We start from the raw sequence: 14,288 nt of genomic DNA, 5'->3' as shown, positions 1-14,288 counted from the left end.
ATGCGACGAGACATAAAGTATTTTTGTTAAATCGGTTTGTTTTAAACTTAAATTACGTGTTATAACTACTCTGGTAGGACGTCTTACCATGAGTGAAATGCGCTCCAATGAGATAAAAATGCACCGATCAGACGCGTATTATTTGTAATTTAAAGCTATCGCTTCTATCGTTACGACAACAAAAAACAATAACTTGATAAGAATTACCCGCCAAAGGGGGGAGAAATAATGATAAAAACATCGCGCTTTGTGAAGAACAAGATCATGCTGGGCCTTAGTGCTGCATGTCTTGGTGTCGCTGGCACTGCTGCGCAAGCCGCCACGTTCCAAGTTGGTGATTTTGATGTAACCTTTGATTCTACGTTTTCTTATGGCCAAAGTATTCGTATAGAAGACCGTGACTTTGACCATATAGGTAAAAGTAATCACCCACGCTATAACTGGACAGGTTATAATGCCTCGTTAGGCAACACCATCTATTCATCTTCTCAGATCTGGTCGCAGCAGGGTGCATACTCAAACAATGGTGATGCCGGTAATTTAAACTTTGACTCGGGTGACACATTTTCTCAGTTGCTAAAAGGAACACATGAATTTGGCATTACGAAGGACAACTACGGTTTCTTCTCTCGCTTCATGTATTTCAAAGATTTTGCAATGGAAGATGGTGACTTTGCTTACACTAACCCAGTGTCAGGCCAAAAAGTGGATCCCTGTGCAGACGACGATACTAAGGAGCAGGTATGTTCAGATTTACGTTTGTTAGATGCGTTCGTTTGGGCTGATTTTGACCTCAATGGTGGTCAAACCCCATTATCTGTCAGACTTGGTCGTCAGGTTGTCAACTGGGGTGAAAGTACACTGATCAGCCATGGTATCAACGTAAACCCGGTGGACATTGACCGTCTGAAAGCGCCCGGGGCTGAACTTAAAGAAGCCTTTATTCCGGTTGGTATGTTCTGGGCTTCACTCGGCCTGACAGACAACGTAACGTTGGAAGCCTTCTATCAGTACGAGTGGCACGAGACTCGCCTTCCCGCGACAGGGAGTTATTTCTCTACTAACGACTTCGCGTCAGAAAACGGTTACAACCAGAATATTCAGCTCGGCTTTACCGCTAACCCTGATATAGACCTGACACACCTGACGGAAGCGCTTAACAACCTGCATACAAACTGGATGGGGGCATTAGCTGCTCAAGGTTTGGATGTAACTGACACAAATGTACTGCAAAGTGAAGAAGCCATTTCTCAGTTAACGTCAATGTATCTGGCTTATCCAACCAAGGTAGCTCTTAAGGGCAAAGGCCACAACGGTAAGATAGAGCCAAAGGACAGCGGTCAGTTTGGTGTTCGACTAGGTATTTTCGCGCCTGAGCTTAATGATACTGAGTTTGCACTATACTACATCAACTATCACGCGCGTCGACCGCTAATTTCGGGTAAAGCGTCTGACTTCCGCGCCGAGTCAATTGCTGCTGATCTTGAATATATCAAAAACAACACACTGGATGCCGATAATTTCACCAATTTGAAAGCCTTCACGCAGGGGTTGATTGAATACCCTGAAGATATCAAGTTATATGGTTTGAGCTTTAATACCGCAATCGGTGAAACAGCGTTTTCTGGTGAATTTGCATACCGTCAGGACGAGCCACTACAGATCGACGACGTAGAACTGCTGTATGCCGGTATGCTGGAGCAATTGGCATTGTCAGGCATCCGCGAAGACGTTGCTGGCTTGTCTCAGTTGAGTAAGGGCGATCAAACTGCTTATGTTGGTCCTGGTGAAATTGCACAAGGCTACATTTTGAAAGACACAATGCAGCTGCAATTTACGGCAACGCATTTGTTTGGTCCGTCACTGGGGGCCGATAGTTGGGCATTGGTTGGTGAAGTGGGTGGTGTCACCATTAAAGACATGCCTAGTTATGATGAGTTACGTTTGAACGTTGCCGGAACTGGTCGAAGTGGCACAATCGAAGGGGTTAAAGATTACGAGTATGACCTGCTCCATGCAGCGATTTCAAACGGACCTGAAGTGAACCCTTTCCCTACGGCTTCGGCATGGGGCTATCGACTCATCGCTAAAGGTGAGTACAACAACTTGTTTGCAGGCGTCAATATGTCACCGCGCATTGTATTTTCTCACGATGTTAACGGTATCACGCCAGATCCTATGTTCTTGTTTGTTGAGGACCGTAAATCACTGGGCCTGACGCTGAACTTCAGTTATCAAAATGCCTGGTCATTTGACTTTGGTTATAACGCATTCTGGGGTGGTGGCAAGACCAACACATTCTCAGATCGCGACTTTGTTTCATTTAATATCAAGTATTCAATTTAAGGGCTTTCAATATGTTTAGAAAACCTACTATGCTTGCTGCAACAATTATAACGATGATGGCAGCACCGGGTGCATTTGCAAAAATGACCCCAGAAGAAATTGCGCGCCTGGGCGCCGACCTGACGCCAATCGGTGCAGAAAAAGCAGGTAACGCAGACGGCAGTATCCCAGCCTGGACAGGCGGAATCACTAAGCCTCCCGCAGGGTATAAAGTGGGTATGCACCACCCAGACCCGTTCGCAGATGACAAAATATTGTTCACGATTGATAAAAACAACCTGGACAAACATAAAGATAAATTGAGCCCAGGTCAGGTTGCCTTGTTTGAAACGTATCCAGACACGTTCAAAATGCATATCTACCCGACTCGACGCAGTGCTTCATATCCGCAGTTAGTGTACGATGCGACGAAAAAATATGCCGCAACAGCACAGCTAATTGAAGACGGTAACGGTATTAAAGATACTGCAATTGGTATCCCGTTCCCGATCCCTAAGAATGGCTTAGAAGCTATCTGGAATCACTTGCTTCGCTATCGCGGTTTGTCTATTGCACGTTTCGGCGGGCAGGCAATGCCAACTGCATCGGGCTCATACAACATCATCGGCTTTGATGAAAAACTGTTGGTTAAATACTCCAGCCCTGAAGTTACCCCTGAAGAGCTAAAAGAGTCTAATGTTCTGTTTAAGTTTAAACAGAAAGTGACTCAGCCTGCAAACCTGGCTGGTACTGCTTTGTTGGTACATGAAACAATGGACCAGATCCTGACACCTCGTCAGGCATGGACATATAACACAGGTCAACGTCGAGTGCGTCGTGCTCCGAATGTAGCATACGATGCACCAGGAACTGCGTCAGACAGTCTGCGTACAACAGACGATTTCGATATGTTCAACGGTTCACCTAACCGTTATAACTGGACATTGAAAGGAAAGCAGGAACTTTATATTCCATATAACAGCTACAAACTTCACAGTGATAAGCTAAAGTATGATGATATTCTGATGGCAGGTCACGTAAATCCTGAGCACGTTCGTTATGAAAAACACCGTGTCTGGGTGGTTGAAGCAAACCTGAAAGAGGGCACTCGCCATATTTATAAGAAGCGTGTTTTCTACATTGACGAAGATAGCTGGCAAATCCATGTTGCCGACCTGTACGATAACCGTGACCAAATGTACCGCGTCGCAATGGCACATGGTTTGAACTACTATGAAGTGCCGACGCACTGGAGTACGTTGGACGTGTATCACGACCTTAACTCTCGTCGTTATCTGGCAATTGGCCTGGATAATGAAGAAAGCATGTATGACTTCAGTCAGTCTTTCCAGGACAATGAGTTCACACAAAGCGCTTTACGCCGCGAGGGCAGACGATAAGCGTAACTGCCGGCTAGTGCTGGCAATGCGCAACTCCTCAGGGGCCACAGTAGTGGCTCCTGACTTGCACTTCCTATTCTCTCTCACAATAATTTTCGAGTATTCATCATGATTAAGAAGTTAGTCGCAACCACGATTGCTGTTCTGGCAATGCAAAGTGATGCAGTAGTCGCAGCTTCTGATGCACTAATGGTGGCACATCCACAGCGCACATTACTAACAGATATCAGTTTTACAGGCTCCCGGCTCGTTGCAGTTGGCAAATATGGCACGATCGTCACAAGTAGTGATGGGAGTAACTGGCAACAAGCCCAGGTTCCCGTGCAAAGCTTATTAACTGCAGTGACTTTTGTAAGTGAAAGTAAAGGCTGGGCATGTGGTCATGACGCTACAATTCTGAACACCGAGGACGGTGGTCAGAGCTGGCAGATCCAGCAACATTTACCTGACATCGAAAAGCCCTGCCTGGATATTACCTTTGCTAATGAGCAAATTGGATATGCTGTGGGTGCCTATGGCATGATGTACGAAACCACTGACGGTGGAAAAAACTGGCAAAAGCGCTTTATTGATGCCTTTGTCCATCCAGATGACATTGAGTATCTGGCCGAACTAAAAGAAGAAGACCCCGTCGCTTATGAAGACGAAACAGCCTTCATTCTCCCTCACTTTAACTCACTTATGATTGATGGTTCAGACCATTATCTGGCTGGAGAAATGGGCCTGTTTGCTGTCAGTAAGGACGCCGGAAAAAGCTGGCAGAGAATGCCAAGTTTTTACGCAGGCTCACTGTTTTCAGTAAATAAAACGTCTGATGGCCGTGTACTCACAGCCGGACTGCGCGGAAATGCGTTTATTTCCGACTCTGATCTCTCCTCGTTTAATCGCTTGGCACTCAGTAAAACCACAACCATTAATCAAGTTCTGTCTGTTGAAAAGCAGCAGTACCTCTTCGCAAACAGCGGTGTGATTTTCAACCGAACCCAAGACGGGTTATCCAGTAAGCAGCTGAAAAATGGCAAATCCATTATGGCCGGCGTTTTATTCAATGGAAAACTGGTCCTGGCGACTGAACAAGGGATCCAGATAGTAGAGGCTAAACACTAATGCAGTCATTGTTAAACCAACTTGTGTATGTCGTGTTCAGACACAGAGTTGCGATGATCTTTATGTTCATTGTGGCCACTTTGTTTTTGGGTTATCGCACAACCCACATCCAGCTCGATGCATCTTTTAATAAAAACATTCCGTTAAATCATGAGTATATGAAAGTATACCTCAAGCATGAAAAGCAATTTGGCGGTGCGAACAGTATTCTTATTTCGGTGTGTGATGCAGACGGCGATATCTTTAACCCCGAGTTTTTTACCCAATTAAAAGCCGTTCATGACCAACTTTACTTTATTCCCGGTGTAAACCGTCCTCTGGTGAACTCGATTTTTGCACCGAGCGCGCGTTTTGTTGAGGTTGTGGAAGATGGATTTGCCGGTGGCCCTATCATTCCAGCCAATTTTACGGCAGATGAAGCTGGTCTGGCGGTTGTTAAACAAAATATAGAAAAAGCCAAAGTTGTAGGACGTATGGTGGCCAGTGACTACTCCTGTGCCATGGTGACTGCCCAGTTAATGGAAATTGACCCTCAAACGCAGGAAAAGCTCGATACATTGGCGTTTGCTAAAAAACTGGAAAGTGAAATTCGTGCACCACTCAGTACAGATAAAGTCTCTATCCATATTATCGGTTTTGCCAAGATGGCTGGCGATATAGCGGATGGTGCAAAGGGCGTTGTGCTATTTTTTGCGGTCGCGATTTTGTTTACCTTTGTGATGGTGTGGCTATTCTGTAAGAGCTTCAAGTTAACACTCTTGCCTATTATGTGCTCCTTGATTGCCGTGGTATGGCAAATGGGCCTGCTCACTATACTTGGGTTTGGTTTAGATCCCATGTCTATCCTGGTGCCTTTCCTTGTCTTTGCAATTGGTGTGAGCCATGGTGTGCAAATGATCAACGCGATTGGTAAAAAAGTGGCGGAAGGCGTGAGCAGTAAAGTGGCAGCCGAAGCGAGCTTCAAAGCCTTGTTAATCCCGGGCGGTATCGCTTTACTATCAGATACTGTGGGCTTTTTGACCTTGCTTGCCATCGACATCGGCATCATTCGTGAACTGGCGATCACCGCGAGTTTAGGTGTGGCTGTGATTATTTTCACTAACCTGATTTTGCTACCAATTCTGGCGTCTTACTACAATTCCAGCAAAATTCACCGTGTCGATGATGGCAATTCTCTGAGCCACAGGTTATTTACGGCGTTGCGTGAAGCCTTAGTTAAAACCACTGACAAACGTGTTGCACGCGTTATTCTACTGGTAAGTGCGGTGCTATTTGGTCTGGGCTACTGGCAATCTCAGCATATGCAAATCGGTGATCTACATGCCGGAGCACCCGCGCTACATGAGGATGCGCGTTATAATCAGGATACTTTCCTGATCTCTGACCGCTACGCAATTTCATCTGACATCCTTAAAGTATTGGTAGAGGCTTATCCTGCTGCTTGTACTGAGCATGATACGATGGATAGGATCAGTCGTTTCCAATGGCGTGTGGAAAACTTACCGGGCGTTCAGTCAGCTGTGTCTTTGAGCTCAGTCGCGCAGTCAGTCAACGCGGGTTATAACGAGGGTAATCTGAAATGGCAAACCCTGCCGCGTAACAGTTCATCTCTGGTGCAGGCTACGTCTCGAGTAGAAACGAGTACCGGTCTGCTAAATGGTGATTGCTCAGTGATGCCTATCATCATTTTCATGGCCGACCACAAGGCCCAGACCATAGATAGTGTGGTGTCTCAGATCAAGGCTTTTGCTAAGGAAGAGGGCACAGATACTGTGCAATTTAAACTTGCATCAGGCCCCATTGGTGTAATGGCTGCAACGAACGAGTCAGTATCGGCGGCGCAGCTACCTATGATGATCTACGTGTATGGCGCAGTGATTATACTATGTCTGATTAGCTTCAGAAGTATACGCGCGACTATCGCCGTTGTATTGCCTCTGTATATAGTATCGACTCTGGCACAAGCATTGATGGTTAAACTCGAAATTGGCCTGACTGTCTCGACCTTACCAGTAATCGCTTTGGGCGTGGGCATTGGTGTCGACTATGGTATTTATATCCTGTCGTCAATGATGACACAGCTCAAACAAGGCATGCCACTTTCACATGCTTATCGTAATGCGCTGGCTGAAAGAGGCAGTGCAGTCTTGTTCACAGGGATCACATTAGCGATAGGTGTCAGCACCTGGATTTTCTCGGCGCTCAAGTTCCAGGCGGATATGGGGATATTATTAACCTTTATGTTCCTGGTTAATATGCTGGGTGCGGTTTTATTATTACCTGCAATAGGAACCTTAATCTGGACAGACCAGAAAAAAAAGTGTGAATAAAAGTGCTTATAAATGGCCGGTTTCGGCCATTTATATCTATATTTAGTGAATATCTGACCAACCGGCTGAAAAGGCTATAATGTTTTCGTCGAAAAGGCTTTTTATTAGCGCCAGAAAGGTTAAAATTCACATGACTCCACGCTAATAAATGGCTGTACAAATAATCTACCGTTCAAAGGTGGTATAGATTAAGGAACACATAATGACACAAAATGAAGGTCCAGCATCGGTTATCCTGGATAACGTCACCAAGCTGATCCACAAAAAAGTTCATGCCGAAAACGTGTCGCTCGTTGAAACTTTTGCCAAAGCCTTGTACAGCAATATGTCTAAAGAGGACTTGGCACATCGTAACGACAGTGACTTATACGGAGCCGCATTGAGTCTTTGGAATTCTCTTGAAAAGAATGCCACTGACGATGCGGTTATTCGCGTTTTCAACCCTGAAGTCGCCAAAGATGGCTGGCAATCCTCTCACACGATCGTAGAGATCATCGCGAAAGACATGCCATTTTTGGTTGATTCTGTGCGCATGGCGCTTAGCCGTAAAAACATCGTGTCTCACTTACTGTTACATAGCCCGCTTAAAATCAAGCGCGACAGTAATAATAAGATCACTGCACTATCAAATTTAAAAGCAGATCAAGAATCATCGTCGACCAAGACGGTGTTTTTCATTGAGATTGATCGTCAGACCGATGCTAAGGCAATCAAAGAGTTCACCGAGGAACTGGAATCAGTATTGAAAGACGTGTCTGTAGCCGTTGAAGACTGGAAGCCAATCCGCGACAAGCTGGTTGCTGTCAGTAAAGAGATCCCAACGCGTCACCATGACTGCTCTCAGGCAGAAGTCGATGAAGCGGTTGAGTTCCTTGAGTGGCTATCTTCAGATAACTTCACCTTTATGGGCTATCGTCAATACGACTTAGTGCCTGTACAAGGGGATCACGAATTACGCGCAGTGCCAGACACTAGCCTGGGTTTGATGAAAAACTCAAGCCACGATGGTGGTCGTCTGCTTTCAGAATTGCCAGAAGTTGCGCGTAAAGAAGCGCGCAGTAAAAACCTGCTGATTTTAACTAAGACTAATTCATTGTCTCGTGTTCATCGTCCAGCTTACATTGATTATGTCGGTATCAAGCGTTTTGACGAGCAGGGCAATGTGATCGGCGAAGACCGCTTCATTGGTTTGTTCTCATCAAGTTTTTATAACAATAGTGCGGCAGATGTACCAGTCCTTAAGAGCAAGATCCAACGCATTATGGAGCAGTGTGACTTTGCAGAAGGGACACACGCTTACAAGGCAGTACTGAACTTATTGGAAACGTACCCACGTGATGAACTGGTACAGGCCCGTGAAGCCGAGCTATTAGAAGTTGCGACAGGTGTTTTGCAAATTCAGGAACGCGACATGTGTCGTCTGTTCGTCCGCCGTGATGTATACGGACGTTTCTTCTCATGTATGGTCTATGTACCCCGTGAGCGCTATAACACGGCACTACGTCGTGAAACTCAAAAGTTATTGGCAGATGCATTTAAGTCCAATGAAAAAGTTGAGTTTACGACCTTTTTCTCAGAGTCCACACTGGCGAGAACGCATTACATCGTGCGTGTGGCAGATAACAGTATTAAGTACAACGTGAAAGACATCGAAAACAATCTGGCAGAAGCCGCTCGCACTTGGGAAGATAAACTACAATCTGCATTGCTTGGCAGCAATGGTGAAACCCGTGGTAACGAGCTAAACCGCAAATATGCTAACGCGTTCCCACACTCATACAAAGATCAGGTTTTACCTAGTGCCGCTGTGGTCGACATTGAGAAGCTTGAGCAACTGAGCGATGAGAAAAAGCTGGAAATGCTTTTCTATCGCCCTCAGGAAGAAGCTAACAGTGAAATCGTACGCCTGAGCCTGTTCCATAAAGATGTACCAATTCACCTTTCCGATGTTATGCCTATGTTGGAAAACTTTGGCCTGCGCGTCATTGGTGAAACACCTTATGCAATCAAGAGCAGCGATGGTCAGGTAAACTGGATCATGGATTTCTCTATGATGATCGACTCCAAAGGCATTGCTGATTTCGATAAAGTTTCAGCACGTTTTCGCGCCGCATTGACTAACGTGTGGAATAACCGTCTGGAAAGCGATGGTTTCAACCGCATGGTATTGCTGGGTGGCATGACCGGTCGTGAAGCGTCTATTTTGCGTGCGTATGCCAAGTATATGCGTCAGATCGGTGTGACATTCTCGCAATCTTATATCGAAAATACCTTTGAGCACTATCCACACATCGCAGCGCAAATTGTAGAGCTGTTTGTGAAGAAATTCTCTCCTGCAAAGAAAGCGGCACAGAAAACGCTGGACAAGCTGATTGAGAAAATCTATCTGGAACTTGAAAACGTTGCGAACCTGGATGATGACCGTATCATTCGCATGTACGTTGACATGATCAACGCGACACTGCGCACTAACTTCTATCAAAAAGAAGCGGACGGCACAAACAAGTCATATATTTCATTTAAGATTAATCCTCGTGCCATTCCAGAAATGCCACTGCCGTTACCAGCGTTTGAAATCTTCGTCTATTCACCGCGCGTAGAAGGTGTTCACCTGCGTGGAGGCAAGGTAGCTCGTGGTGGTCTTCGCTGGTCTGACCGTCGTGAAGACTTCCGTACTGAAGTTCTGGGTCTGGTTAAAGCGCAGCAGGTTAAAAACACAGTAATTGTACCTGTTGGCTCAAAAGGTGGATTTGTATGTAAGCAACTGCCTAATGACCGCGAAGGCTTCTTTAAAGAAGGCCAGGAATGCTACAAGATGTTTATCCGTGGCCTGTTAGATATCACAGATAACATCAGTCATGGTGAGATAGTACCGCCGGTAGACGTCGTACGTCATGACGAAGATGACCCGTATCTGGTTGTTGCCGCAGACAAAGGCACCGCGACTTTCTCTGATATTGCCAATGGCATTGCTGAAGAATACAACTTCTGGTTGGGTGATGCATTTGCCTCTGGTGGTTCAATCGGTTATGACCACAAGAAAATGGGTATCACAGCGAAAGGTGCGTGGGAGTCTGTTAAACGTCATTTCCGTGAAATGGACATCGACTGTCAGACTACAGATTTCACCGCGGTTGGTATCGGTGACATGGGTGGGGACGTATTTGGTAATGGTATGTTGCTGTCTAAGCACATTCGCCTGCAGGCAGCCTTTAACCACATGCACATTTTCATCGACCCGAACCCGGATGCAGCAAGCTCTTATGTAGAGCGTGAACGCTTGTTTAATCTGCCTCGCTCAAGCTGGGAAGATTATAACAAAGAGCTGATCTCGGAAGGGGGCGGCGTATTCTCTCGTGCGGCCAAGTCAATTAACCTGACGGCTGAAATGAAAAAGATGCTGGGCACCAAAAAAGCCAGCATGACACCAAACGAGCTGATAAAAGCCCTACTTAAAATGCCGGCTGACCTGTTATGGAACGGCGGTATCGGAACATATATTAAAGCTAAGTCTGAATCCAATGCAGACGTAGGCGACCGTGCGAACGACGGTTTACGTATCGATGGGTCAGAACTGGGTGCTAAGATCTTCGGTGAAGGTGGTAACCTGGGTGCAACGCAACTGGGTCGTATCGAGTTTGCCGAGAAGGGCGGACGCATTAACACCGACTTCATTGATAACGTAGGTGGTGTAGCATGTTCGGATAACGAAGTAAACATCAAGATCCTGTTAAACGGCCTGGTTGCTGAAGGCGATCTGACCAAGAAACAGCGTGACGAATTGCTGTATGCCATGACGGACGAAGTGTCTGAACTGGTACTGGCTGACTGTTACCGTCAAACACATACCTTGTCTATCACTAAGTCGAAAGGTCCGGCAACACTGAAAGAAAAGATCCGCTTTATTCATGCGCTGGAAAAAGAGGGTAAACTGGACCGTACCATCGAGTTCTTGCCAACTGATGAAGAGCTGGCTGAGCGTGCTGCGGCAGGGTCTGACCTGACTCGTCCAGAGCTGTCTGTATTGGTTTCTTACTCTAAGATGGTGTTGAAAGAATCACTGGTTGTCGATGAGATTTCGGAGAATCCATACTACCGTCAGCTGTTAGTGAATTCATTCCCGGTGCCGCTGCGTGAGCGCTTTAACGCGGCGATGGATAACCACCCACTGCGTAAAGAAATTATTGCGACTAAACTGGCCAATAACATCGTTAATGATATGGGTCTGAACTTCATGATCCGTATGCACGAGGAAACCGGTGCAACGGAAGCAGAAATTGCGCTTTGCTATTCAATTGCCAGCGAAATTTTTGAAATGAAGGATACCTGGCAGTCAATCGCAGCACTGGATAACCATATTCCTTCGGCTGTTCAGACTGAAATGCTGTATCAGCTACGCCGCACTGTACGTCGTACCACACGTTGGTTCTTGCGTCACCGTAACAAAGGTATGACGATTGAAGAAACCATCGCGTTCTTTGCGCCGACCTTTGCAGATCTAAGCAACAACCTGAACAACTACATGGTTGAAGAAGAAAGTGCACGTTTGGCTGAAAAAGCCGATGCACTAATCGCACAAGGTGTACCAGAGCAAATCGCTATGCGCATTGTTTCTCTGTCTAGCTTGTTCTCAGTCATGGACCTGGCAGAAGTAGCTGCAAACTCGGGCCGCGCAATTGATGTGGTGTCTAACACATACTTCAAACTGGGTGCGAATATGGGTCTGCACTGGTTCCTGGATCAGATCACTGCACAACCTGTTGCAAACCACTGGCAGGCGCTTGCACGTGCCTCTTACCGTGAAGAGCTGGACTGGCAACAACGTGCATTGTCTGAAGTTGTATTGAACAGCTTTGAGGGCGATGACCACGATGTTGACTCACTGATCAATCAGTGGATGGAAAATCAGTCTACTTTACTGCTACGTTGGCAGCAGATGCTGGCTGAGTTTAAAACGTCGCAAAGTCATGACTTTGCGAAGTTCTCAGTGGCATTGCGTGAACTGATGTTGTTGAGTCACAACTGTGACACTTCCAAATAGAAAATAACCCGTTAAAATACCCCGGCTTTGCTGGGGTATTTTTTTATCCCAGATTTGAAATTGATACCAAGTCGCTTCATTAATAGTCTAATCATTGTGAGGCAAGAAAATCTCGACGATAACCAGGCAAAGATTTTGCTGGTTAGTTGTACTAAATAAAAAATCTTTTACTTAGTCAGCGGCAGATTTTATCCTTTAAATTGGTTACGCATGAATGTGCTTGGTGTCATACGTTACTAGGAACTTAAGGAGTCTCCATGTTTTATGATTTAGCGCGTCGCTATATGTTCAGTAAAGATGCCGAGTGGGCTCATGATTTTGCACTCGGAAATTTACGCCGCTTCGCGAATACCCCATTAAGTATGGCCTGGTCACAGTCACTTCCAAAGAAACCGGTTAATTTTCTGGGTCTCGAGTTTGATAACCCTGTAGGGCTCGCGGCAGGCTTAGACAAAAATGCAGAGTGCATTGATGCGTTCAGCCAGATGGGTTTTGGGTTCATTGAAGTTGGTACAGTTACACCCAGACCCCAGGTTGGCAATGACAAGCCACGCATATTTCGTTTGCCAGAAGCCAATGCCATCATTAACCGCATGGGATTTAATAACAAAGGGGTTGATAATCTGGTTGCGAATGTTAAAGCAGCTCGCTATCAGGGGATCCTGGGTATCAATATTGGTAAAAACAAAGACACACCAAATGAGCAGGGCAAAGACGACTATATCCATTGTATGCGTAAAGTTTTTGAGCACGCGTCATATATCACAGTCAATATTTCCTCACCTAATACGCCGGGATTGAGGGATTTGCAGTACGGCGAGGCCTTAGATGACTTGTTGCAAAGTCTGAAAAATGAACAGGTTGATTTGATAGAGAAGCATAAGAAGTCGGTTCCTATGCTGGTCAAAATTGCCCCAGATGTGGATGCAGTGCAATTGCAGCAAATTGCTGAGTCGTTAGTGAATAACCGCATCGATGGTGTGATTGCAACCAATACCACATTATCACGTGACGCGGTCAAAGGACTGGAACATGCTGAGGAAGCCGGTGGTTTATCTGGTCGTCCGGTACGTGAAAAGTCCACCCAGGTTGTTAGTGAACTAAAACGCATGACACAAGGCAAGCTACCTATTATAGGTGTAGGCGGGATCGACAGCGCTGCAGCGGCAAAAGAAAAGCTTAATGCCGGCGCAGATTTAGTGCAGGTATACACAGGCTTTATCTATGAAGGCCCTCAGCTGATCAAAAAGATTGTCACAGAGATCTAACCAGCTGTTCTATAAGTAATTGAATGTATGTGTAATTAATCTGTAATATTGTGGCGCATACAGCAAAGCTTCACTTAAACGATCATTTTTTCGCAAGGATGATCGTTTTTTCCTTATAAAGATCATTCATATAACGCAATGATCTAAAACAATTTGTTATTACAAAAATTTTTACACTGTGATAATTCGCGATATACTTCTGAACAGGTCTTAAATACGTAACACATTGATATCAGGAGGTCAGTTTTGCAAGCATCCAAAGAGTGGCGTTGGATAAGATGTAGCCACAGAAACAGACTGCTTGTGGACTTAGGCGACGACCTTCAGTTGTGTACGCCGTTTCGTCTAAGACAACTCACGGAAGACTCACTACACAGCGTCGATATGAGTGTGGATGAAGCCGCCTTCTACCGTAATGTGTACGATTATTTACTCGGATTTAAAGTCTGGTCCGAGCCACAATGTTGCCAAATTGCACTCAATGCCACCGCGGCTAAATTCCATTTACTCCCCGTGCAAGCTAAAAGCTGGTTTTTTAAAAGCTATACAGGTGGCCAGCCTCTGGTGGATGCGGTTATCACGTTACATTCGAAGTGCCAGCCAGGTGAATTCTTGATTGTGGATCATAATCACGAGAGCAGCCTGTGTATCAATCTTACCCATGGATTTATGTTAGATGAGAACATCGAGCTTGAGCAATTTCAGGCTATTAAAGTGCTCAACGACAGGGTACACCCGCTTATTCAGGCACATAAGCTTACTCAATCAGCCTGATAACAACCCAATCATTCTGGCTTATGTCATATGACTAGGCTGC

Annotated in this window: 7 protein-coding genes; all 7 read left to right on the top strand. The window is 45.6% G+C overall.

Annotated elements, in window-relative coordinates; translation table 11 throughout:
* Positions 1 to 228: 228 nt before the first annotated feature.
* The 7 genes from CWB99_RS12580 to CWB99_RS12550 all read left to right on the top strand — a co-directional run bounded on the left by CWB99_RS12580 (position 229) and on the right by CWB99_RS12550 (position 14,245).
* Entirely contained in the window at positions 229 to 2,346 is a 2,118-nt protein-coding gene (locus tag CWB99_RS12580; protein WP_138550610.1) for a DUF1302 domain-containing protein, read from the top strand.
* Between the two features lie 11 nt (positions 2,347 to 2,357).
* Positions 2,358 to 3,725 carry a DUF1329 domain-containing protein gene (locus CWB99_RS12575; RefSeq protein WP_138550609.1) on the top strand — a complete coding sequence of 456 codons (1,368 nt, stop codon included), beginning with the start codon at positions 2,358 to 2,360 and terminating at the stop codon, positions 3,723 to 3,725.
* 108 nt (positions 3,726 to 3,833) lie between these two features.
* Positions 3,834 to 4,832 (top strand): WD40/YVTN/BNR-like repeat-containing protein, encoded by a 999-nt coding sequence (locus CWB99_RS12570; protein ID WP_138550608.1) that lies wholly within the window; start codon positions 3,834 to 3,836, stop codon positions 4,830 to 4,832.
* Positions 4,832 to 7,162, top strand: coding sequence for an efflux RND transporter permease subunit (locus CWB99_RS12565; RefSeq protein ID WP_138550607.1), 2,331 nt, complete (start codon positions 4,832 to 4,834; stop codon positions 7,160 to 7,162). The genes CWB99_RS12570 and CWB99_RS12565 overlap by 1 nt, the downstream gene beginning before the upstream one ends.
* A gap of 202 nt (positions 7,163 to 7,364) precedes the next feature.
* Positions 7,365 to 12,203 carry an NAD-glutamate dehydrogenase gene (locus CWB99_RS12560; protein ID WP_138550606.1) on the top strand — a complete coding sequence of 1,613 codons (4,839 nt, stop codon included), beginning with the start codon at positions 7,365 to 7,367 and terminating at the stop codon, positions 12,201 to 12,203.
* 257 nt (positions 12,204 to 12,460) lie between these two features.
* The gene (gene pyrD, locus CWB99_RS12555) at positions 12,461 to 13,471 is read left to right on the top strand and encodes a quinone-dependent dihydroorotate dehydrogenase (RefSeq protein ID WP_138550605.1); all 1,011 of its coding nucleotides are present in this window, start codon (positions 12,461 to 12,463) and stop codon (positions 13,469 to 13,471) included.
* A 246-nt stretch (positions 13,472 to 13,717) separates the two neighbouring features.
* A complete protein-coding gene (locus CWB99_RS12550) occupies positions 13,718 to 14,245 on the top strand; it encodes a cell division protein ZapC domain-containing protein (protein ID WP_138550604.1) in 528 nt (175 codons plus the stop codon).
* The last annotated feature ends 43 nt before the right edge of the window (positions 14,246 to 14,288 follow it).

Origin of the sequence: Pseudoalteromonas rubra, assembly GCF_005887095.1 — a bacterium.
In the GTDB taxonomy this organism is placed as follows: domain Bacteria; phylum Pseudomonadota; class Gammaproteobacteria; order Enterobacterales; family Alteromonadaceae; genus Pseudoalteromonas; species Pseudoalteromonas rubra_E.
The sequence above is the reverse complement of the archived record's forward strand: the minus strand, read 5'-3'. Positions and strand labels throughout refer to the sequence as shown.